Origin of the sequence: Desulfomarina profundi, assembly GCF_019703855.1 — a bacterium.
Taxonomy (GTDB): Bacteria; Desulfobacterota; Desulfobulbia; order Desulfobulbales; family Desulfocapsaceae; genus Desulfomarina; species Desulfomarina profundi.
Window position 1 is genome coordinate 1111803 of record NZ_AP024086.1, and the last position, 21917, is coordinate 1133719.

Sequence of the window (21917 nt, forward strand, 5' to 3'; positions counted from 1 at the left end):
TGGAACTCGGATGAAAAATCTCGTTTCCGGACGGACACCGGTTTCATGGCATGGGTCCAGAAACATGAGAAAACTGAGAAGAATATGCTTTTTTTATAATATTGCAACCTAAATCCTTAACCAGGTAGTTACTCTGTCGTTAATAAAAGTGGGATTTGGGGTATCAACATTTAGCCAGAGAGAGAAGATGGAAACAAAACGAACACTTCTTGTGACCGGTGGTTGTGGTTTTATCGGCGCAAATTTTGTGCGGCTTGTCAATCGACAGTTTCCCCATTGGCGGGTTGTGAATCTCGATAAGCTGACCTATGCCGGAAACCTCAAAAATCTGCAGGGACTTGAAGAAGGGGCGAATTATCGATTTCTCAGGGGAGATATCTGTGACGGGGAGATGATGGAGCTGATTTTCAGAGAGGAGAGAATTGATACCGTCGTTCATTTTGCCGCCGAATCCCATGTCGACAGGTCAATTACGGGGCCCCAGTCCTTTATTCAGACCAATATTGTCGGAACATTTACCCTGTTGGAGGCGGCCAGGAAATACTGGCTCAATGGTGACAGAAAGAAGGAATGTTGTTTTCTTCATGTGAGTACCGACGAGGTTTATGGATCTCTCGGAGAAACAGGGTATTTTACGGAGGAGACACCTTTTGATCCCCGCTCTCCCTATTCGGCTTCAAAGGCGTCTTCAGACCACCTGGTCAAAGCCTATTTCCACACTTACGGCCTGCCAGTAAAGATTACAAACTGCTCAAATAATTACGGCCCCTACCAGTTCCCGGAAAAGCTTATTCCCCTTGTGTTCAATAACGGTATGAAGGGGAAATCCCTCCCGGTATACGGAGATGGAAAAAATGTGCGGGACTGGCTTTATGTGCAGGATCATTGTGAAGCCATTATTGAGGTCGTACGAAAGGGAAAAACAGGGCAGTGTTATAATATCGGCGGGAACAATGAAAAGCAGAACCTGGAAGTTGTTACCCTGATCTGTGACATTCTCGACAGCAAACTTGGGCGGCCTGTCAACGGGAAGCCGCGCAGATCCCTGATCACTTTTGTTAAAGACAGGCTCGGGCACGACAGAAGATACGCCATAGATGCTTCCAGAATAAAGGATGAGCTGGGCTGGGAGCCGAAGGTCAGTTTCGAAGAAGGAATGGAAAAAACAGTTGACTGGTACCTGGCTAATCAGACGTGGGTTGATGAGATTGTGGATGGTTCTTATCAGCAATATTACGAAAAGATGTATACTGTGTGAAAATGAAAATAATAAAAACGGACATACCCGAGGTCCTTGTTATTCAACCCAGGGTTTTCAGTGATGATCGAGGATTTTTCTTTGAGAGTTTCAATGAGAGGAAATGGCGGGAGCAGACTGGATTGACATGCAATTTTGTCCAGGATAATCACTCGAAATCTGATCATGGAGTTTTACGTGGGATACATTATCAGATCCAACAGGCCCAGGGGAAACTGGTAAGGGTTGTTGAGGGTGAGGTCTTTGATGTGGCTGTCGATCTGCGCAGGAATTCCCCTACTTTCGGGAAATGGGTCGGGGAGTTCCTGAGTGCCGAGAATTTCAAACAGTTTTGGATTCCTGAAGGGTTTGGTCATGCCTTTGTTGTTCTTTCAGAGAGTGCGCAGTTCCTGTATAGGACTACTGATTTCTGGGCACCTGAACATGAGCGATGCATTGTCTGGAATGATCCCGATCTGAATATTGACTGGCCCTTTAAATTTATACCTGTGCTTTCAGAAAAAGATGCGGACGGCACATTCTTTAAAGATGCTGAGCTTTATGAACTCTGATTATCAATTGAATTCAGCGGGATTGGAGATGTATCTGTATTGAGTCGTATGTAATCAGATTATGAACATTTCCTGAACCAGGAGCAGATAAATGGGGAAAATAAGTGCAATTTGTGTGATGCTGTTGCTTGGTGGTTGTGCCTCGTTCAGTGGGAAACCGGAAACGGTGATTCTCCGGAATCCCCAAACAATGGAATTTGTAAACTGTGAAGTGAGCAAGTGGGAAACGGAAAGCTCATACAAGGCCAACGAACAGTGTGTGAAGGACTATGAGGCCAAAGGCTTTGTGGTGTGGGGGAAACGCTAATCTCCTGAGAGGTCTATGGTGTGATCCTGGGTAACATAGCGAACGGTCTGGGAAGGTGTGAGTTTCGCAGACGACGGTCCGGAGCGCACATAAAATTCTTCATTTTTACCTATATGGAGGAAAATCGGTGTTGAAGCTGGAGAGCATTCTATCAGCAGGGCTTCCTTGTCTTCAATTTCAACCAGGGTTGTTTCTATAAATCTTGAGAATTCAGCGCCAATATGGTGATTGATAAGGTTTTTGACATGAAGAAGACACTTGTCCCTGTTTTCAAAATTGTCTTTTTCCAGCCCTGTGAGTTCTCCGTTATCATTGACACCTATAAGCAATGTTCCGCCTCTGGTATTCAAAAAGGCAACAACAGTTTTAAGCCACGCCAGTTCAATTTCCTTGCCGTTTTTATCTGTTTTCAGATTGAAACGGACTGTTGATTTAAATTCAATCTCAGGCCCTTCCCCCCGGTTGATTGCCTCATTGAGTCGTACAATCGGAGTCTTATTTTTTTTCTTTCGCTGGTGGGTCTTCATAAAGAGTAGATAGACCAGCCCTGTTCCGGCAAGAGCGATCAGCAGGTCGAAAAAATCGATTTGAAACAATTTGGCATTGATCTGGCTCATAAACTGTTTTTCAGGTGCTGCCACCCCAAGCCAGAAATTAGGGTGATCCGTGTTCAGGGGTTGCAGCGATGCAAGCCATGGCTGCTTACCCTTGAGGAACTGGACAACCTGGTTTCTTGGCTGCCCTGAATCGTTCCATTTGTGGATAAGGATATCCAGCAGTTCATTTTTCTGGGAGATTTCATCAGAGTTGCTTGAGATATACGTGTTTTCGGAAGAGTTGATAAGAAAGACGATTCCGGAATATTTCTTATTTCTGATGGAAAGGAATTTTTCTATATTGGCAAGGGGAATATTGAGTCCGAAGACTGAATAGACCTGGGAACCATTATGTTTCCAGGAAACAGAGGTGGTGACTCCTTTTTCCTTTGAGTAAATGAATGTTCGCACCGGGGTGATATGGATGCGATTTTTTTTGTCAGGAGTAAAAAACCAGCTCATCTGCCGGGGATCATAGTCGTCAGTTTTTTTCCATGTTTTCAATTCCTTATCCACGGTCTGCCATTCGGCAAAATGAAGCGTCCGGGGAGTACTTTTTAAATCATGTGAATACCTGGTTATTGTCCTTTGGCCATCCTTGTAGAGAAAATATTCGTCCCCCATGCTGTTGGCCAGGACAAGACTGTTGATGATGGTCTTGTTTTCAAGAAGAGGGAAGAACAGTTTATTAAGATCGTGGATGTTTTCGTAGTGAAGAGCGCCATTTGCTCCCCACTCCCTTACAATATTGAGTTGTTCCGTGATTGAGGCAAAAAATACCCGTATTTCACCCAGTTCGACATTGCTTATTTCTGAGATCAACGTTGGCGCAATTTCTGTTTTGATTTTCAGGTATTGATAGATATTGATACCGGCCAGGAAAAAGATGAAACTTGTGGCCAGCAGAAAAATCTTTTTCATCAGACTGATTTTTGTCATATTCAGCATACTTCTGAATCCGTGACGGTTTTTTTATTTTTATATGGTAGGGGGCCTCAGGAGGAAATCATGGTTGATAATATGGTACCCACTGCTGTATTAACGGGACGAGATTTCCGGTCCGGGTAAGACTTTTAAGATAATTATTGGCATTTTCAAGTAAATTTCCGTTGTCGGGACGAATTGCCCAGGCCAGGGATTCTTTTGTCAGGAGAATATGGGTGGGAATGAGTCCTTTGTCTGCATATTTTGAGGCGAGATACAGATTCTGGGGCAGATCGTAGATTAAGGCATCAATTTTCTTTTCCAGCAGTGCCTTTACACCATCGGTTGAAACAGGATAAATTTTTCGTGCGCCTTTTGCCTTGATATCCTGGATGAAAAGGTCTCCGGTGGTACCGGCTACTGTACCAAGCCTCACCTGAGGATTGAGCAGGTCCGAAATGGATCCGTCAAACCTGTTTCTGTCTGTTCTGCGGATAAGGGCAATTTGGCCGGAAACCATATATGGAGTGGAAAAACGGATTTGATACCTGCGGAGTTCGGTAATCGTCATACCGGACATTATAATATCAATTTTACCCCGTAGGAGTGAAGAGATCTGATCTTTCCAGGGGAGTTGCACCAATTTCAGCTTTTTGCCTGTAAATCTGGCCAACCCCTCGGCAAAACTGACTTCAAGACCTGTGATTTTCCCTCCCTGTCGGTAAGCAATGGGAGGAGAATTGGTTGATATGCCGACCCTGAGGAAATTATTCAGGTTTTCTTTTTTAACTGTTTTTTCGCTGACAAGACTGGTGCAGCCTGAAATTATAAAGAAAAGGAAAACAAGAAGAGTCAGGTTTTTCATAGTAGTTTTGAGGGATGGAGAAAAATTGCCAGGCTTATCAGACCTGTATCTGAATAAGCCTTGTTGCGGAAGAAATGCTGGTCAGGAACGATAGTATTCCATGACTCTTATTTTTACAATCTTTTATGCCGGAATAAACAAAGAGAAAGATACAGTTGAAGGGGAGAGCTATCTTCTGATTTCCTTGTGAATGGTCAGGGCGAGATCTGAAAGGTTGAGGGGTTTTGAAAGATAGTGTATCACTCCAAGTTCTTTGATTTTATTCAGCTCCACAGGGTTGAAGAATCCTGATGCTACAACGGCCTTTTGGTCGGGAACAATCTTCAGAATCTCCTTGTATGTTTCATATCCGTTTATCCCTGGTTCCATAACCATGTCCATAAGCAGGAGGTCGACTGGCCATTTTTTTATATACTCAATGGCTTTTTCTCCGCTTGACGCGGTTACTGGATTATAGCCGAGTCTTTTCAGGATACAGGCAGTCAGGTCTCTCTGGGATTGTTCATCGTCAATGACAAGAATTATTTCACCGTTTCCCAAAAGAGAATCGAGGGATACGGATGAAGTATCTCTGCGCGGTTCTTCTTCATTTGCCGGGAAATAAAGTTCAAAAAGAGTACCGTTTGAGTCGCTTTTTACATCAATATATCCCTGGTGGTCGCGTACGGTATGAAGAATAACTGTCAGGCCAAGACCGGAACCGCTTTTCCCCAGTTTTTTCCTGGAAAAAAAGGGTTCAAAAATATGAGGAAGTGCAGATGCGGCGATTCCGGATCCGGTGTCCTGTACAGAGAGTACAGCATATTTTCCAGGAGGAACAGTATCATAACCATTCTTAGGTTCTGCCAGGATCTCATCCCTTGTGGACAGGTATATATGCCCCCCACTGTTGATGGCCTCGGCTCCATTACGGATGAGATTGATAAGAACTTTTGTGATATGGATCGGCGAGACCAGGCTATTGCTGAGATGGGGGGAGAGGTGAAAATCAATAAGAATTCCGGGGAAAGACTGAATAAGCTGGTAATAGTCGAGGGAATCCAGGTAATCTTTTATGATATCATTGAGATTATGATTTTCTTTCTGGCAGGTGGATCCCCTGGCAACGGTCAGCAGGTCTTCCACAACTGCTGCTGCCTGTTTACCTGCTGCCCTGATACGGATAATGTCATTCCTGTATTTTTCCGATGAAGGCATGTCGAGGAGCAGGAGTTCGGGAAAGGTGACGATACTGCTGAGAATATTATTCAGGTCATGGGCCACGCTGCCGGCCATCAAGCCAATTGACTCCATTCTCCTGGCATGATCCAGTTTTTCACGCATCAACAGGTGTTCCTGTTCATGTTTCTTTTTTTCAGTGAGATCACGTATGGCTGCAACCCATAACAGCCTGCCGTCGTCATCAATCTGCCTGAGTCTGATTTCAGCAGGAAATGTTTCACCGTTGAATCGTATTGCTTCTATTTCACAAATATGACTGAGTGATTTTCTGCCGGAGAATATTTCAAATTGTTCTGATAACGGCAACGCCGGAAGAATTTCAAAAAAATCACGACCTAAGACTTTTTTTTCATCCACAGCCAGTAGTTTGCAGAACTGGTCGTTGACTTCAATAATTTCTTCCATGGAAAAAATGACAATTCCTTCCCATGTGGCCTCTGAAAGTCTCTGAAATTTGTTTTTGTTGGCTGTCAACTCAGTCTTCAAATTCTGTGTTTCAATGGCTCGTTTAATGACCTGGTGTACTCTTTCCGGTTTGCAGGGTTTGGTGAGATAATCATAGCAGCCTGTACGGATGGCCTGGATGGCGGAGTCAACAGAGGCTCTTCCTGTGAGAATCACGGTAGGCAGGTCCGGATAATTTTGAGTCAGGTATTCCGCAATTTCAAGACCATTGAGATCCGGGAGATGCAGGTCGAGAAGAACGAGATTATATTTCTGTTGGGAAAGAATGGTGAAGACTGCTCCACCCGAAGATACAGTATCGACAGTGTAGCCTTGATTCTGCAGCACACGTTTGATACTGTCTCGGAACTGGGGTTCGTCATCTACAACTAAAATTCTTTCTGGCATGAGTGCGAGGTTTCTAGCAACTGTATGTAGTATATTATTGTTTTCTTAAGGAATATCACAAGTAAGGCTAGATGAAATAGAGAAAGAAGTCAATTGAAATTCCAACTCTTCATGAAACTCTGAACAATTGGAATAATGCGACTTATTTCCGATAAGGCTGATGTTGAATAGTGCTGAAAAATCGGGTGGATTGATGTCTAAGGTGTTTCAGGATGTTAATGGAATCGTCACGGTAAATGTGGTTCCGGTTTCCGGGTCTGAAACATGTTGTATTGACCCACCCAGGTCATTGATAATTTTGCGGATGATAGCCAAACCAAGTCCTGCATGCTCCCTATCCTTAGTTGTGTGGCCAGGTTTGTAGAGTGTTTCGCTCACTGATGAAGAGATACCGGGGCCATTATCGGACACAATAATTTTTACGCAAGGGGATTTTCTGAGGGTATTATCATGTTCCAGCCGTGTTTCCACTCGTATCGTTCCTGTGTCTCCCAATGCTTCAATGCTGTTGTTTATCAGGTTGTTCAGAATCTGGCGAATTGCACCGGGGCGGCTGAGTGCGGTAATCTCTTCGGGCGCAAGGGACAGGGTGATCCCTATAGTCGAAGTGGTTTTGAAAGATTTTTTGAAGAGATCCACCGCTTCTGCCACGATTCTGTTGATATTCACTTTTTCAAGGCCTGCAGGGGATTCAGTGCCTGAAAGATTGTTGAGTCTTTTGCTGATACCGTTAATTCGATCAAGTTCATTTGAAATTACCTGGAGATCCTTCTGGAGTTCCAGGTCTCGAAGATTGTCGGCAAGCAGAGAAATGTAGTTCTGGATAATGGACAGGGGATTTGATATTTCATGTGCTATTGAGCGGGCAATCGATTCTTTAGCAGCTGCACGTTCCCTTGCCAGTTCTTCAGCGTGTTTTTCTTTCAAGAGCTCCAGATTGAGACGGTTTCCCAGATAAGTGCATGCAAGAACGAGGGGCTTTTCTTTTGACATGACTGTTGCGAACTCATGGGAGTCCATTGCAACCAGAACTATTCCCTTGCTGTTACCCATCAAGGTGAAAGGGACTACAGCAAAACAATTTTCCTTCATGATAAGGCGAAGTCGGCTGACAAAAATACGGGACTGGTCATTGCCGCCATCCTGCAGACGGATTATTCCATGATTCTCTGTGAGTTTCTTGAAAAAAGCAGATTCTGTATCGAGCGACAGAATGCCATGTTGCATCTGTCGGGCAATCGGATTTCCGGTTGAGCCGTGAACAGACAGTTTTCCTGGAGCACGGTTGTCCGGCAGCAGGATTATACATTTATGGATACAAAATACTGTCTGGAGATTTTCTTCAAAGAGTGCAAATATCCGGTCTGGTGTTTCTGCCCGGCTGAGGCTGTCCAGAAGACCATGATTCAGGGCAATAGTCTCCACTGTTTTCTGTAACTGTTCTTTACCGGTTTTTTTCGCGGATACAGTTTTTCTTCCCTGTAATCTCTGCTGGGGGATTTCCGGAGCGGAAATACTCATGTTCATCGATTCAGCGATGGAAAATACAATGGCTTTTTGTTCCTGAATGATTTCCGGTATTCTCTCACCCGGAACTTCAAGATTTTCAACCTGCCGGAGGGTGTTGTTGTACCCGGTTCCTGTTTCCAGTGCCAGGGGATTTGCAATATGGATCAGCCGACTGAGTCTGTCGGTTTTTTCCAGATGCAGTGTGGACGAGTGGTGTTCCCGAATGGCACGGGTTATTTTTTCATCAAGTTTCCAGCGCTCGGTCAGCAAGGCGCCGATTTCCTGGTGTGAAATACCAAAAACATGGTGCTCAAGCTCTGTGAGTTCATCTGGTGAAGTACAATTCTCTGTAATTTCGCTGTATTTTTCAGGACTGAACTGGTTGAAAATACATTTACCGATATCGTGCAGTAATCCGGCAAGATAAGGCTCAGCCGGGTGTGGATAGGTACAGATTTCCGCAAGCCTTTTAGCAATCAAAGCGGTCAGCAGGGAATGGTACCAGAATTCTCTGAGATTAAGCGGGCCAACCTGGTTCTGTTGAAATGTTTCCTGAACGGAAACAGATATGGCCAGGCTCCTGACGCTGTCAATACCAAGAAAAATTACAGCCTGTTCGATGCCGGTAAAGGACGATCTGCTCCCGAGAAAGGCGGAATTAGCCAGTTGCAGTATTTTGGCGGACAGCAAAGCGTCCCGGGATATGGTTTTACCAATCAGTTGAATGTCAACTTCCGGGTTGTTGCATATATCAAGCAGTTTTGCAAGAGTATGCGGCAGGGTGGGCAGCTGGTCAATGGCTGTAAGCAGTTCTCTGGTGATTGAAGTTTTGTTCATTTCAATTTCCTTGTATGCGGGAGCTGGTCAGACAGCCATCCTTCAGCGTGTTGTGGCAAGGTGTAATTTCCAATATCTTCTAGCAGATAACGACAAAAAATGACAAGAAAAATCGGCAGGATCCGTTATGAAACTCCAGCACCGGTTATTTTGCTTGTGCCATCATATCCCGGTTCAATCCTGATCTGTACGGGAATTCGTTCCCGGATGGCAGGAACGTGAGAAATGATACCGATTGTCTTTCCGTCCTGCTGCAGACGGCCCAGGCTTGCAAGGGCTGTCTCGAGAGATTCTTCATCCAGGGTGCCAAAACCTTCATCAAGAAACAGTGAATCCACCTGGATGTTTTTACTGGCCATTGAGGCGAGACCAAAGGCAAGGGCAAGGCTGACAAGAAAAGATTCTCCACCGGAAAGGTTGCGCGTGGGCCGGAGCTCGCCGGCCTGATAGTTGTCAATCACATTCAGTTCAAGAGGTTTTGTACGATCACGAACGAGGAGATAACGGTCGTTCATTTTCATGAGGATTGTGTTGGCGTGGTAAACCATCTGTTCAAAAGTGAGTCCCTGGGCAAAGTTGCGGAATTTTTTGCCATCGGCTGAACCGATAAGATGATGGAGCTGATCCCAGTAATGACATTCCTTTTCCTGCTGTCTGATTATTTCCTGCTGACCGGCAAACTGTTTTTTGATATGTTCCTGCTGTGTTATTCTGTTTTTCAGTGCCCCTAAGCTTTCCTGCAGTTCATTTATTTTTTTTTCGAGACCAGCAGCCTGAAGTTGAAGTTCTCTTTCAGGCTTTAAAGTCAGTTTTTGCTGTTGTTCTCTGGCAAATCGATTAGCACAGTCTTCCACCAGGGCTGAAAGCTCAACCCGACGTCGGATTAGCGAGTCCCGCTCCGCTGTCATGGTTGCCAGGATATCTTTCGGAATGAGACTGGCCTCAAGATCTTCTTCAGACCTGAACCCTTTTTCAGCCAGATCCAGTTGGAAACGGGTTTGCAGTTTATCCAGTTCCTGTAAAATGTTTTTTCTGTTTATTTTCAGAATTTCAATGCGTTCGCTGAGAGTAATGCTTTGTTTTTCAAGCTGGTCCAAAATTTTCTGATGTTTTTTTCTGGTTTTTTCCGCTTCATCGAGCAGTTGCTTCAGTCGCTGTTCCTCCCGGTCCGGATCTTTTCTGCCGTAAATATGTATCCGTTCTTCATTGAGAAGTTCAATCTTTTTCTTTATTTCCTGGTTATGTAAAAGCTTTTTTTCCAGTTCAGCTTCGGCATGGGCAAGCGAATAAACAACCTTGTCTCTTTCAGCATCTGTCGCCTGCATGGATGATTTCAGTTCATCCATTTTTCCATGCCATTTTGTCCAGAGACCCGCAAGGTCCCGGAGTTTTACATTTAAATAAGACAGGTTGTCACCATCGGCCAAGGCAATCTTGTAGCGTCTGCACTCACTGGTGATAGCTGAGAACAGTTTTTTCCTTTCATTCACAGCCGTCTCAATTTCCATGGCCAGACGTTTTTTTTCATCTCTTGATTTTTCCAGTTCATAAGACCTTTGTTGCAGGTGTTTTTCCCCGGCGGAGAGATCGTCCTTTACCGTACTGATATGATCGTTAATTTCTTCTATTCTCTTTTGCAGGCCGGCTGTTTTTTTTATTTTTTCTGCTATGTTCTTCTGTCTGTTCCTGAGATCAGTGCAGGTGCTGTTTACAGCTTTTCTTTTGAGCATGGACAGTTCTGCTTTAATTTTATCCAGGTTGTCAATCAGAAGTTTACGCTCTTTTTCCAGCTGCTTTCTTTGTTCAGCGATCACTCCAAGATCTGTCTGCAGGCGAGTGAGTCGGCCTGATATTTCTTCCAGATTCTCTTGTTCCTGGAGGAGTTCCTGCCGGTAATTGTCTTTTGCAGGAGTAGTGATATGTTCTGTGGCAAGAAAAGGATGGTGTTGCGAGCCGCACAGAGGGCAGGGGCTGTTTTTTTTCAGTTTTGCCCTTTCTGCTTCAAACTGTTCTATCTTGTTATGGAGAAGTACCAGTTCTTCAAGTTTTGTTATTGTGTCTCTTTTTTCTGTACGTTCTGATCTTGTTCTTTCAATACGGTCTGTCAGTTGCGTGTACTCCCCGTCAAGTGTTCTTCTGCCCTTGTCACAGTCAGTGAGATGACGTTGCACTGTTACCTTTTTCTCTTCCAGTTCATCAATGAGAAGTAGGGTTTCAAGCGATTTTTTCAGAGTATCAGCCTCTTCATACAGAAAATGCAGGGAAGTGGCTGGACTCCTGGCAAACTGTTCAGAAATGTGTTCTTTTTCTTTAAAAAGCTGCTGAAGCCTGTTTCGCGCAGTTTCTCTCTTTTTTTCCCACTCTCGGACAGTTTTTTTCTTCTCTGTAATTTCCAGCTCAATATTCTTATGCTTTTGGGTAAGCAGGGTTTCTTCGACTCTTTTTTTATCATGATTGCTGATCTTCTGTCGGATAATGGCTGTTTTTTCCGCTAGGTCGGCTAGATACCTGTTGTTTTCAATGGTTTTTGTCTGTTCATCCAGTTCTTTTTCCAGTTCTCTTTGTTTTTTCCGGATAGCCAGTTTTTTTTCTTCCAGGTGTTCAATATTCAGTTTCTCTTCATTGACAGTCTTTTGGAGCCGGGCAAGTTCCTGTTGTCCTGTATTGATGAGAAGATCAAGGCGTCTTGCCTCTTTTGCGCCAGTTTCACTTGCGTTTTTCTCTTGAACTTGGCGACTGTAGTTGGAAGCACTCTTATTAACTTCTTGTCTGGCTTGTTCCATCTCAACTGTAATATTCCCTGCTTCTTTTCTGCTTCTCTCCAGTTCATTGCTGTTTTTTTCTATATTTTTTCGCAGCTGGTGAATCATCCGACAGGTATCATGGAGGAGTCTGGCTTTTTCGGCCTTGTTGATTCTCTGATGTGAAGGTTTTTCTTTTTTCCACCGGGTTTCCACATCTGACAGTTCAGCTTTGAGTTGCGTGATCTGTTCTTCGAGATGTGCAATATTTTTCAGCCAGTCGAGTTTGGTATGAACCTGTTTGAGAAGCTGTCGTGTCTTTGTCAGATCGGTGTCATGGTCAGCAATCGTTCTGTACAGTTGGGACAGCTCTTCTTCAGGGATAAGAGTGAATGTATCTCTGGTCTGTTTCAGTCTGTTCAGCTTTTCCTTTTCTTCCTTCCAGCGATGGTGTGAGTGCTGTGATATCTCGGAATAGATGGTTGTTCCTGTTATCTGTTCAAGAATGGGGGCTTTTTCATCGGAAGTAGCTTCAAGGAATTTATTGAAATTTCCCTGGGCCAGCAGGACGGACCGGGTAAAACGATCAAAGTCCATTCCTGTGACTTCTGTTACTTTTTTCAGAACATTCCGCAGTTTTGATTCCAGTATCCGACCGGTTTCCTCTGCAACTATTTCGTGTTTCGGGGGTTGAAGGTCTCCAGCGGGCTGCCGCCTGGCTCTATGCTGGGCCCAGTGGCAGCGAAAAACACCCTTTGCAGTGGAAAAGGTGACTTCTGAAAAACATTCCCCGGTTCTGCGGCTCATAATTTCGTTGGTACTTTTGCTGATTGACTCCAGACGTGGTGTCTTCCCGTAGAGTGCAAGGCAGATGGCATCGAGGATGGTGCTTTTTCCGGAGCCGGTGGGACCGGTTATAGCGAAAATGTTTCCCGCCCTGAAATCCGGTGTGGTGAAATCAACAGCCCAGCTTCCCACAAGAGAGTTCAGATTACGGAATCGGAGGTGCAGTATTTTCATAGTATCCTGAATTCATAAAAGTTCGCAGTGTAACTGGTGACTTTGCTGCGGCTATCTACAAAACAGTGCAGTGGAACGGCACCATTATTATCCCGGGAACATAAATACATAAAGAGCATGAAAGATTTGCTCTTTGAGGCCAGTGTCTCATTCTGCGTTTTTATCGGCTTCGCCCAGATCCGTTAAAACTTCATTGAAGCGTCTGATCAGTTCGTTTCGGTCATTTCCCTCAATTTGATTGGTATCAAGGCACCGTCTAAAAACATCATTTTCCGACAGTTCTTCAAGAGTTTCCCTGGGTGCAGCAGGGAGGAGAATATTCTTTACAGCTGTTGTATTGACTGTTCTCAGGATCTCCATATCGGATGATTGTATTGTTTCATTGAAAAGGTGGGAGAGGTCAGCGGCAGCATTATTGCCGGTATAGAGAATCTCCACACGGGCATTACTGCCTGTTTCCAGCAGTCGGGTAAGGGAGGCCTTGATCTCTTCAATATCCCCCTGAAGAGAAACAAGTTCCCTGAAACATGGAACGATGAGGGGTGTTATCTCTTTTACCTTGTGATCAAATTCAACCAGCAGAACTTGTTTTTGATTTTCGGCTTCCTTGAAGCTCATCTGAAGAGGACTGCCGCAGTAGCGAAAAAGGGGATTCTGCCCTGCAACCTGTGGCGTGTGCAGATGGCCCAGTGCCGCATAGTTTACGATTTCAGGAAAGATATCACAGCAAATACGGCCAAGACCGCCCACGTACAGGTCCCGGGTTCCATCACCGTCAAATGTTTTACCACCCGCCATAAAAAGATGGCCCATAACAATTACAGGTACCGGTTGCTCAAGTTTTTTCTGTACTGAGCCTGCATGGTTGATTACTTCTCTGAAATGGTTGCGAATACCTTCCAGAAGCAAGTGTTCCTTTTCTACACTTTCTTCCCCCGGGCGAGATTGTCTGACATCACGATCCCGTAGATAGGGCACGGCGCAGACAATGGCCAGGGGTGTTTCATTTTCATTTTTCAGCAGCAAAACTTCTTTTTCCGGGAGCTCTGTTTTACTGCCGATGACATGAATATCAAGAGAACGGAGCAATTCGCCCGGTGCTTCAAGAAGAGTGGGGGAGTCGTGATTGCCTCCAATGATGATGACGTGGCTGCATGAGGTAAAGAGTATTTTTCTGAGAAACCTGAAATAGAGAGACTGGGCCCGATTACTGGGAGTAGTCGTGTCAAAGATATCTCCGGCAATACAGAGAATATCTATAGATTGTTCTTCGATGACCCCATGGAGCCAGTTAAGAAAGTGTTCATGCTCATCAATCCGTTTTTTTCCATAGAGATGGCATCCCAGGTGCCAGTCGGAAGTGTGCAGCAGTTTCATGTCCTGTTGTCTTTATCTGAAAATCCAGCTTTTTGAGGTTATTCGCCCCAGTCAGATTTTGTACTCAAAGAGCATAAATACCAAGAGGGTATAAACACCCATAGGGCATAAATGGCAGAACCATTGGGGCCAGCAATGCCGGTCTGTTCTCAACTCTGTGTTCTAAACTCTGATAACCCATGAAAAAAAGGCTTTTATGTGTCAAGCTGAATTGGGTATTTAATCAAAATATTTTACTCGAACTGTTTGAAAATAAAACTGTACCACACCAGTTCAAAAAGAAAATGAGAATTGGAAGGAATGAAAAAAAAAGCCAGGCTGCGTAACCATCTCAGGGTGGTTGACAGGAGGAGAAATGGGGATCAGCCTTCGGAGACGGCAAAAGGATAGTGTTTTTTTACACAGTCGGGGCAGAAGGTATGACTTAAAGTGTCACTTGAGTCGAGATGCAGGGGTGTTGCCGGTATTGTCCACTCTCCATGGGCGGTTAAGACCTTGTTGCAGAAGCAACAGACAGTTGTGAAGTCTTTTTTCGTGGTTGCCAGTTCTGTATGGGGTACTTTACACATAGGCGATTTTGTAGTAAAAATGACCGGACATGATTGTTTTATGACTCATATCCTGGAGACCGAATTGGAGTAAAAATAATTAAAAAATTTCCTGACCAAGTTTTTTCTGCTCAGGCAGTTATTAATGAGTGTTCCATAACCGGGATAAGGTTCAAAATAAAACTGTCCAGCCGATGATAGCTTGTAAAGATTTACCTGCCAAGTCAGGTTTTGGTAATCTTTCAGTAAGGAACTGTTATGAATTGGAGGCGGTATGTCACCGGAGAGTGCGTTGACCTTTTTTACAGCTATTTTTCTTTTTGCCATAACTCCCGGACCGGGAACGTTTGCCCTGACAGGCAGGGCCCTGGCATTTGGGTGGCGGTCCTGCAGAGGAATGGCGTTCGGTATGGCTCTGGGTGATGTGATATATCTGGTTTTTGCATGTTTCGGGTTGGCGATAGTCGCCGAGCGGTATGAAGAAATTTTTATGGCTATCAGATATGCAGGGGCTGTTTACCTGGTTTATCTCGGGCTGAAATTATGGTTTGCTCCTTCGGAAGACGGACAATCCATGTCCCATAAGAAAACGGGAAAAAAGGCATGGGCCGGTGTTCTGCAGGGATTTCTGATATCCTCATCCAATCCCAAGGTGATCCTTTTTTATATTGCGTTTCTTCCAACTTTTATTGATCTGACAAGTCTTGGTGGCCGAGATGTTCTTTTAGCTTCTCTACTGACCATAGTTGCACTGATGAGCGGTCTCATGCTTGTGGCTTTCTGTGCCGGATCGGCTGGAAAACTTCTCAGGTCTCCCTCATCTGTCAAGAGGATGAACCGGGGTGCTGGAACAATTATTGCCGGAGCAGGCATCTACCTGGCCTTCCATGACTGAGTTTTGTCAGCGTTGTTTCACATGCTCCGCGAACTATCCGTAAACAAGTTCCCCACCTGAATATCCTAGTCCGCCTGCACATGCCAGGCAGAGAATGTAGATCAGAAAAATTGTTCTTGGTTCTTTTCCTTTTCTTTTAAAAATAATAGAAGTTCCAAGAAGGACAATCAACGTGGTTCCAAGAACCATTTTGATTATGATGAATGTATTCCATTCCCCTTCCATGAACTGAAGCCAGTCCAGCAGACCTGCCCCAATTACTGGAAAGACGCCAAGAAAAGCAAGAACGGAGCAATAAAAGGCGGTCTGGTTAAAGTGGCTGTTTTTCCAGATCAGACCGAGAAACGCGAAGGTAACCATGCCAATAATCATTCCCATGGGAACGTGGGTGAGCATGGGATGCAGTGGATGCGTAAAACCAACTTTTGCCAGAAATCCATAAATGCTTTCAACCATAAGCTTCTCCAGTTCATTGATATATCGGTTCTTGTTTCACTACAGCTCAGCTGGGAGACTGTCCGAGAATGGTCTTTCGCCCAAACTCTTCAGATTTATCAGAAAAATATCCTCGGAATATCAATCATATGCCTGTGGTATTTTTGATAAATCTTCAATTTTGAACAAAATGCCTATTCTCGAACAAGCTCCTGGTACCATACCTTCATTTCTAAAATGGGATATAGAACATCTTTTTGGTAATAGTAATCATTGTTTGTGTAATTGCATCATTGCAATTGAGATTCTCACGATCCATGCTTTTCAAAAAGAGCATGTTTCATCACTATCGAATGCCATGAATACGGGGGACATTAAAAAGAGGAGTCGCCTCCTCCAGGTTGAATTGTTACTGTTTCTCCAATTCTGATCGGAAAGAATTGTGTTTTCTCATATTTTTCAGATTTGAGAATTGTTTTTAAAAGTCGTGGTGGTTCAAAAAATGGTTCATGGGTCAGTTGGAAAGTCCCCCAATGAATTGGAATGGATAATTTCGATATGATATCTCTATGAATAAGAATAGCCTGGGCTGGATCCACGTGCTGAGATAACATAAAATATCTCGGCCCGTAAGCGCCGATGGGGATAAGGGCCAGATCATATGGTCCTGTCCGTTGGCCGATTTCTTTAAATAACATGGAATCATACGCGGTATCACCGCCAAACCAGCAGGTGAAATCCATTATCCTGATTGACCAGGATCCCCATAAGCTTTTGTTGGTGTCCCAAGGTGTTCTTTTGGACCAGTGAACAGCAGGGGTGAATGTAACCGTCACATCTTTATTGTAAGTATGTGACTGCCACCATTCGGATTCCACAATGTTGCACGAATCAATGCCCTGTTTTTTAAACCATCTCTTCAGCCCCCATGGGACGAACCAGGTAACAGAATTGCCGAACAGTTTTACTGTGCGATGGTCGAGATGATCGTAGTGGTTGTGTGAAATGACGATAAAATCGATATCAACCAGTTCTTCATAAGATAGAGCCGGTCTGGTGTGCCTTGTTGGAATGAAAAAGTCAACGGGGGCAGGCCAGGCAGTGAAATGGGGGTCGGTAAGAATATTGATTTGACCATATTGGATCAAGACCGTTGCATGACCTATCCAGGTCGCACGTGGTTGATCAGCTGGAGAGAAAATCAACTTCCTGTCTGGTTTTACGACTATTTTCTGCAGGTCCAGAGGATTGATACCGGGATATCGCCCCTCTTTCAGGCGCATTTTAAGCCATTTCAGAAATGATGTACGGCTTGTGTTTCTGTTCTGCATGAAATAAACCTGAATCCTGCACTTTAGCCCGCATTTCTCATGAACATTGTGTCAATTTTGAGATGAGCTGTAGAATACAAATAATTAGCCAACTATCAGTAGTCGAACAAAATTGACACAATGTTCACCCAAGGTCAGCCCAGGCGACGCCATCTTCTGCAATATTTCAACAGTAAATATAGGCCACTATTATTTACTCTTGAAAATTTTGTAGCTGACGCCGCCTGAACTGATGAAAAATGCGGGTTAGCCAGCATTTCTCATGAGTTCAAGCAGTGTCATATTCAGAGTTCTCGGAGTTTTTGTTTGCCTGGCTATCTTTGTGAATGAAAAAAACAGATAAAAATTAACACAATGGTCATGAGCAATGGGAGTTGAGTTATAAATCTGTCAAAAAACCAATATCAATCCGGTACGATTGATTTTTATAGGTAAAAGAGTTGAGAAGGAGGTCAACCCCATTGTTCGATAATATCTGAGAAGGAATGAATTTACCCACAAGTTTATATGGATCAATTCGGGATGTTTCGCAGTGCAGAACTTTTACCGCCGGAATAAGTTTGTATATCTGTTCCGGGGTCCTGAGATCGTGCTTGAGGATGATTAGCCTGTTTCCCTGTAATGTTGCTCTTTTTTCCAGAATAAGCTCTTCAATTTTGTCCTGAAAAAGAAAGAATCGTTTTTTCATTAATTATTTTTCCGTGGCCGAAAAGAATGTTTTAAATATTGAAGGACTTGTTTTCTTGTGTTTGCCTTTTGATTGAGCATCAGAACAAATGGATTGTTTTTCTGACCATTTTTCACATACCCTGCATAACAAAAAACATCAGTGAGAGTACCACTTTTTATATAAACATGCTCTTTTTCATTGAGGAGAGTTCTATAGGGATAGAACCGTCTGAGGATCTTCAGCATTGCATCGGGGGTGATTCTGTTCTTTCTGGAAAGACCGGAACCTTCTATTATGTTGAATGCATCTGGCGTCAGGCCGAGGGTGTTTCGGGCATAGTTTTGAAAAAACCGGTGGGATTTCTGCCAGTTGGCCGGATAGCCATAGGCTGCTGCACCGCATGTAAGAAAAAGCTGGTTTGCTATAAAATTATTAGAGAACTTCAGGCAGGATCGTACGATATCAACTAAGGCTTTTGAGGAGACGTGGATGTAAAGAATCTTTTCATTATCAATGGCGGGAAATTTTCCCGCGTAAATTTTGTTTCCGACCTGAACGCCGGATTTTTTGAGCATGGCTGCGAAAAGTTCTCCTGTGTACTGGAGTGAGGGTGGATTCCGGGTCATGCCTGCAAGCGTATCAACATTAATGCGATGAATTCCGGCAGAGAGATTTCCTCGTATATTCTGCATAATCGGTAGATTGGGCGTCTGTTGTTCTCCACTGACGACAGATCCGTTTGCAGAGATAAAAACCGGCAGGCTGTTGAAGTTAACAGCCAGAGCAGAATTCGGAGCATCATAAGGGTTGTTGGAACCTTCGCTGCCGTCAGTGGGGGTTGCCAGGTTGAAGGCACTGTCATCAAGGACAATTGAGGTGATATCTCTGAGCCCGAGGTCGACAAGTTTTCTGCAGATTCGCTCAATTTCTTCCGATATGAGAAACGGATCACCCCATCCTCTGATAAAAAGGACTTTGTGATTGTCCAGAAAGAAATCTGTTTTGAAGCGGTAATTATCCCCCAAAGTTTCAAGGGCCGCGAGCGAAGTGAGAATTTTCAGAGTCGAAGCGGGGATGAAGGGATCGTTTTCCCTGAACCCGGAAATATTCACGCCATGGGCGACACCATATCCACCATTTCGAATGAGATTGTTAACCCATGGAGGATGCCCATAAGACAAAGAACAGCTTCCCAGAAGAAAAACCAGGAGAAGCGGAATTCTCCATGTTCCTGCCGGGGAACACATCTGAAATATTCTAAAATTGATTTTAATGGTTCATTGTCCTCCAACCGGTTTTGAGAATTGCCGTCTCCAATGCCCTTTTTTTGTTAACACCAATAATGTGGGTTAGAATTTCAACAGGTTTAATACCAGGTCTGGAGGCAATTGAAACCGTTTCCAGTTCAATGGTGTCAGGTTTTGTGCACCGGAGTTTTCTTACCAGGGGACGGACGTCGAGGGAAGTTGTTTTCCCCTTTCTGCTCCTCTGTATGGAAAATGAACGACTCTCAGAAAAATCGGTTATTCTTGTTTTTTCCTTGTCACTCAGGGGACTGTGCAACACCATTATATAGGATGTCAGAATTTCCTGCGCTATTTTTCCGGGATGTTTTTCCACGGTTGTCACTTCAAGACCCTGTGGAAGCTTGTCGTTGAGTTTTTTAATAACAGTTTTTCTGTCTGAAAGGGGAGTGGTAAGGTCCATAATAAAGAATTCAGCCAGGCTTTCTGTGCCCACAGCCAGTGCCGGTCCAAAGGAAATCTTGGGAGAAGGGTTGAACCCCTTACTGTAATGGGTTTTGATATTTGCCCGTCGAAGGGCTCTGAAAATGACCTGGAGAATCTCCAGATGGCCGAGAAAACAAATTTCCCCTCTTTTAGAGTAGTGGACAATATACCTGTAGTGGCTGTCGTTTTTTTTGTAATCCTGATCGGTAGACAGTGGCAGGCCTGATTCCTGCTGTTTTTTTGACCTGTTGTGGACAATCGGCAGGATGGTTTTGAAATCACAAAGGCCACATTTCTGGCAGCTGTGATATCTGCAGTCAGGTGTATATGATTCGGTAAGGGCTTTTTCATACTCGTTTTTCAGAAAGTCAAGATCAACTCCGGAATGGAGGTGTTGCCAGGGAAGAGTCTCATCCATCGACCGGGGACGGAGGTAATCTTCCAGATCAAGGTGACATTTCTGTGCCGCTTCCTGCCAGGTCCTGAGCTGAAAATACTCTGTCCAGCCGTCAAGCCTTGCTCCGTCGTGCCAGGCCGTAACGATCAGGCGACCCAGGCGCCTGTCTCCCCTGGAAAAAACACCTTCCAGAAAACTGAGTTCAGGATTGTGATACTTGAGATTGACACCCTTGAGTTTCAAGTCACTTTTCAATTTTTTAAGGGTGGAGTAGCTTTCTTCCATGGACAGTTGTCTTTCCCACTGGAACGGGGTGTGGGGTTTTGGAACAAAAGTACCGACACTGACATTGATCTGTTTTTTTCCTCTGGCTGTACCCTGGTCCCGTTCAAGTTTGGCCTTTTTTACGAGTTCCACTATCTCTTCATGATCTTTTTTTGTTTCAGTCGGCAGTCCGATCATGAAATAGAGCTTAACAAGTTTCCAGCCCAAACCAAAAGCCTCTCTACAGGTCGAGAGAAGATCTTCCTCGGTTATGCCTTTATTGATGACCCGGCGTAACCGCTCACTTCCTGCTTCAGGGGCCAGGGTGAAACCTGTTTTCCTGACCCGTTTGATCTGATCCATGATAGGTTGTGTGAGAGTACCCACACGCATGGAAGGCATGGAGACAGAGGTGAAATTGTCGGCGAACCTGTTCATCAGTTCCGGTAATGTCTGCTCCAGGCAGGAGTAATCCCCAGTTGAAAGGGACAGGAGTGCCAGCTCCTCAAAGCCGGAGTCTTCAATACCGGCCATGGCCAGCTCCCTGATCTGTTGAGGTGTACGTTCCCGAACCGGTCTGTAGATGATCCCGGCCTGACAAAAACGGCATCCCCTGGTGCAGCCACGTGCAACTTCGATTCCCAGTCTGTCATGGACAATCCTGGCGTTGGGGACGATGGGGTTCTTGAGATGATCAATACGATCAAGATTGGGGATGATCCGTCGTGAAATGTGTGACTGTGAATCTGAACGGTGCTGGATTTCCACTGTGTGTCCAGCCTTGTCGTAAACCGGTTTAAAATGAGACGGGATATAGACCCCTTTAATTTTTCCCAGCTGTTCCAGCAGTTTTTTTCGCTCTCTTTGATTGCCTGGTGTATTGCCTATGATTTCGGCTATCTCCAGAACAGCTTCTTCTCCATCACCCAGGAGGATGGCATCAAAAAAATCAGCCACCGGTTCCGGGTTCAGGGCCCCGGCCCCACCGGCCAGGATAATGGGTTGGGTGTCATCCCTTTCTGCGGCTAAAAACGGCACGCCTGCAAGATCCAGCACCGTCAGGATATTGGTATAACAGAGTTCATATGGCAGGGTGAACCCAAGCAGGTCAAAATCAATCAGTGGATGGGAGGATTCAAGGGTTGTAAGAGTCTCATTTTTCTCCCTTATGAGTTTTTCCACATCGGTATCCGGACAGTAGCATCGCTCGGCCAGAAACTTGTCATTACCGTTAAGTATGTGGTAAAGTATCTGCAATCCCTGATGAGACATTCCAATTTCATATAAATCCGGAAAGATGAGGGCACAGCGGGTCATGACGGTATCCCATGGTTTTATGGTGGAATTGTATTCATGTCCCAGGTAGCGACCGGGTTTGGAAACATATGGAAGTATTTTCTTGTTTATCATTGATAAAATCCGGTTGAGGATTGTTTAATTCAAGGTTTGCAGTCTTGATTGTATGGGAGTTTTCTTTTTTCGATCACCCATGAACTTCGGCCTGGTTGAAGAAATGCCCGTTTCACCTTGATGAGTCCCGTACAGAGTCGGGTTTCTTTCTGGCCAGCCCCTTCATTTACTGGAATTTG

16 protein-coding genes are annotated in these 21917 nt (G+C 44.6%); 4 read left to right on the forward strand and 12 right to left on the reverse strand.

Features of this window, described 5'->3' with window-relative positions; translation table 11 throughout:
* The first annotated feature begins 187 nt into the window (after positions 1-187).
* The 3 genes from rfbB to LO777_RS05200 all read left to right on the forward strand — a co-directional run bounded on the left by rfbB (position 188) and on the right by LO777_RS05200 (position 2116).
* Positions 188-1258, forward strand: coding sequence for a dTDP-glucose 4,6-dehydratase (gene rfbB, locus LO777_RS05190; RefSeq protein ID WP_228856480.1), 1071 nt, complete (start codon positions 188-190; stop codon positions 1256-1258).
* 2 nt (positions 1259-1260) lie between these two features.
* The gene (gene rfbC / locus LO777_RS05195; protein ID WP_228856481.1) at positions 1261-1809 is read left to right on the forward strand and encodes a dTDP-4-dehydrorhamnose 3,5-epimerase; all 549 of its coding nucleotides are present in this window, start codon (positions 1261-1263) and stop codon (positions 1807-1809) included.
* A gap of 91 nt (positions 1810-1900) precedes the next feature.
* Positions 1901-2116: a hypothetical protein gene (locus LO777_RS05200; protein ID WP_228856482.1), complete on the forward strand. Its 216-nt coding sequence runs from the start codon at positions 1901-1903 to the stop codon at positions 2114-2116.
* Here LO777_RS05200 and LO777_RS05205 read toward each other — a convergent pair.
* The 7 genes from LO777_RS05205 to LO777_RS05235 form a co-directional block, all read right to left on the reverse strand.
* Positions 2113-3651: an RNA-binding domain-containing protein gene (locus tag LO777_RS05205; protein ID WP_228856483.1), complete on the reverse strand. Its 1539-nt coding sequence runs from the start codon at positions 3649-3651 to the stop codon at positions 2113-2115. The genes LO777_RS05200 and LO777_RS05205 overlap by 4 nt on opposite strands.
* 67 nt (positions 3652-3718) lie before the next feature.
* Complete coding sequence (locus tag LO777_RS05210; protein WP_228856484.1) at positions 3719-4501, reverse strand: substrate-binding periplasmic protein; 783 nt, start codon at positions 4499-4501, stop codon at positions 3719-3721.
* A 168-nt stretch (positions 4502-4669) separates the two neighbouring features.
* A complete protein-coding gene (locus LO777_RS05215) occupies positions 4670-6574 on the reverse strand; it encodes a hybrid sensor histidine kinase/response regulator (protein WP_228856485.1) in 1905 nt (634 codons plus the stop codon).
* A gap of 207 nt (positions 6575-6781) precedes the next feature.
* Positions 6782-8920 carry an HDOD domain-containing protein gene (locus tag LO777_RS05220; protein ID WP_228856486.1) on the reverse strand — a complete coding sequence of 713 codons (2139 nt, stop codon included), beginning with the start codon at positions 8918-8920 and terminating at the stop codon, positions 6782-6784.
* A 125-nt stretch (positions 8921-9045) separates the two neighbouring features.
* The gene (locus tag LO777_RS05225) at positions 9046-12681 is read right to left on the reverse strand and encodes an AAA family ATPase (RefSeq protein ID WP_228856487.1); all 3636 of its coding nucleotides are present in this window, start codon (positions 12679-12681) and stop codon (positions 9046-9048) included.
* 147 nt (positions 12682-12828) lie between these two features.
* Positions 12829-14058: an exonuclease SbcCD subunit D C-terminal domain-containing protein gene (locus LO777_RS05230; protein WP_228856488.1), complete on the reverse strand. Its 1230-nt coding sequence runs from the start codon at positions 14056-14058 to the stop codon at positions 12829-12831.
* 362 nt (positions 14059-14420) lie between these two features.
* On the reverse strand, positions 14421-14627 hold the full coding sequence (locus tag LO777_RS05235; protein ID WP_228856489.1) for a hypothetical protein: 207 nt from the start codon (positions 14625-14627) through the stop codon (positions 14421-14423).
* Between the two features lie 253 nt (positions 14628-14880).
* Between LO777_RS05235 and LO777_RS05240 the strand changes: the two genes are divergently transcribed.
* Positions 14881-15501 (forward strand): LysE family translocator, encoded by a 621-nt coding sequence (locus LO777_RS05240; protein ID WP_228856490.1) that lies wholly within the window; start codon positions 14881-14883, stop codon positions 15499-15501.
* Positions 15502-15534: 33 nt separating this feature from the next.
* Here LO777_RS05240 and LO777_RS05245 read toward each other — a convergent pair whose 3' ends face one another.
* From LO777_RS05245 to LO777_RS05265, 5 genes are all read right to left on the reverse strand, one after another.
* Positions 15535-15957, reverse strand: a complete 423-nt coding sequence (locus LO777_RS05245; RefSeq protein WP_228856491.1) for a DUF2231 domain-containing protein — start codon at positions 15955-15957, stop codon at positions 15535-15537.
* Between the two features lie 353 nt (positions 15958-16310).
* Positions 16311-17267, reverse strand: coding sequence for an MBL fold metallo-hydrolase (locus LO777_RS05250; RefSeq protein WP_228856492.1), 957 nt, complete (start codon positions 17265-17267; stop codon positions 16311-16313).
* A 379-nt stretch (positions 17268-17646) separates the two neighbouring features.
* Entirely contained in the window at positions 17647-17955 is a 309-nt protein-coding gene (locus LO777_RS05255) for a hypothetical protein (RefSeq protein WP_228856493.1), read from the reverse strand.
* On the reverse strand, positions 17955-19184 hold the full coding sequence (locus LO777_RS05260; protein ID WP_228856494.1) for a D-alanyl-D-alanine carboxypeptidase/D-alanyl-D-alanine-endopeptidase: 1230 nt from the start codon (positions 19182-19184) through the stop codon (positions 17955-17957). Before LO777_RS05260 ends, LO777_RS05255 begins: the two co-directional genes overlap by 1 nt.
* A 22-nt stretch (positions 19185-19206) precedes the next feature.
* Positions 19207-21738, reverse strand: coding sequence for a TIGR03960 family B12-binding radical SAM protein (locus LO777_RS05265; RefSeq protein WP_228856495.1), 2532 nt, complete (start codon positions 21736-21738; stop codon positions 19207-19209).
* Positions 21739-21917: the final 179 nt, after the last annotated feature.

Coding starts and splice junctions, on each gene's coding strand:
- rfbB (WP_228856480.1), top strand. CDS start 188: ATGGAAACAAAACGAACACTTCTTGTGACCGGTGGTTGTGGTTTTATC.
- rfbC (WP_228856481.1), top strand. CDS start 1,261: ATGAAAATAATAAAAACGGACATACCCGAGGTCCTTGTTATTCAACCC.
- LO777_RS05200 (WP_228856482.1), top strand. CDS start 1,901: ATGGGGAAAATAAGTGCAATTTGTGTGATGCTGTTGCTTGGTGGTTGT.
- LO777_RS05205 (WP_228856483.1), bottom strand. CDS start 3,651: ATGACAAAAATCAGTCTGATGAAAAAGATTTTTCTGCTGGCCACAAGT.
- LO777_RS05210 (WP_228856484.1), bottom strand. CDS start 4,501: ATGAAAAACCTGACTCTTCTTGTTTTCCTTTTCTTTATAATTTCAGGC.
- LO777_RS05215 (WP_228856485.1), bottom strand. CDS start 6,574: ATGCCAGAAAGAATTTTAGTTGTAGATGACGAACCCCAGTTCCGAGAC.
- LO777_RS05220 (WP_228856486.1), bottom strand. CDS start 8,920: ATGAACAAAACTTCAATCACCAGAGAACTGCTTACAGCCATTGACCAG.
- LO777_RS05225 (WP_228856487.1), bottom strand. CDS start 12,681: ATGAAAATACTGCACCTCCGATTCCGTAATCTGAACTCTCTTGTGGGA.
- LO777_RS05230 (WP_228856488.1), bottom strand. CDS start 14,058: ATGAAACTGCTGCACACTTCCGACTGGCACCTGGGATGCCATCTCTAT.
- LO777_RS05235 (WP_228856489.1), bottom strand. CDS start 14,627: ATGTGTAAAGTACCCCATACAGAACTGGCAACCACGAAAAAAGACTTC.
- LO777_RS05240 (WP_228856490.1), top strand. CDS start 14,881: ATGTCACCGGAGAGTGCGTTGACCTTTTTTACAGCTATTTTTCTTTTT.
- LO777_RS05245 (WP_228856491.1), bottom strand. CDS start 15,957: ATGGTTGAAAGCATTTATGGATTTCTGGCAAAAGTTGGTTTTACGCAT.
- LO777_RS05250 (WP_228856492.1), bottom strand. CDS start 17,267: ATGCAGAACAGAAACACAAGCCGTACATCATTTCTGAAATGGCTTAAA.
- LO777_RS05255 (WP_228856493.1), bottom strand. CDS start 17,955: ATGAAAAAACGATTCTTTCTTTTTCAGGACAAAATTGAAGAGCTTATT.
- LO777_RS05260 (WP_228856494.1), bottom strand. CDS start 19,184: ATGTGTTCCCCGGCAGGAACATGGAGAATTCCGCTTCTCCTGGTTTTT.
- LO777_RS05265 (WP_228856495.1), bottom strand. CDS start 21,738: ATGATAAACAAGAAAATACTTCCATATGTTTCCAAACCCGGTCGCTAC.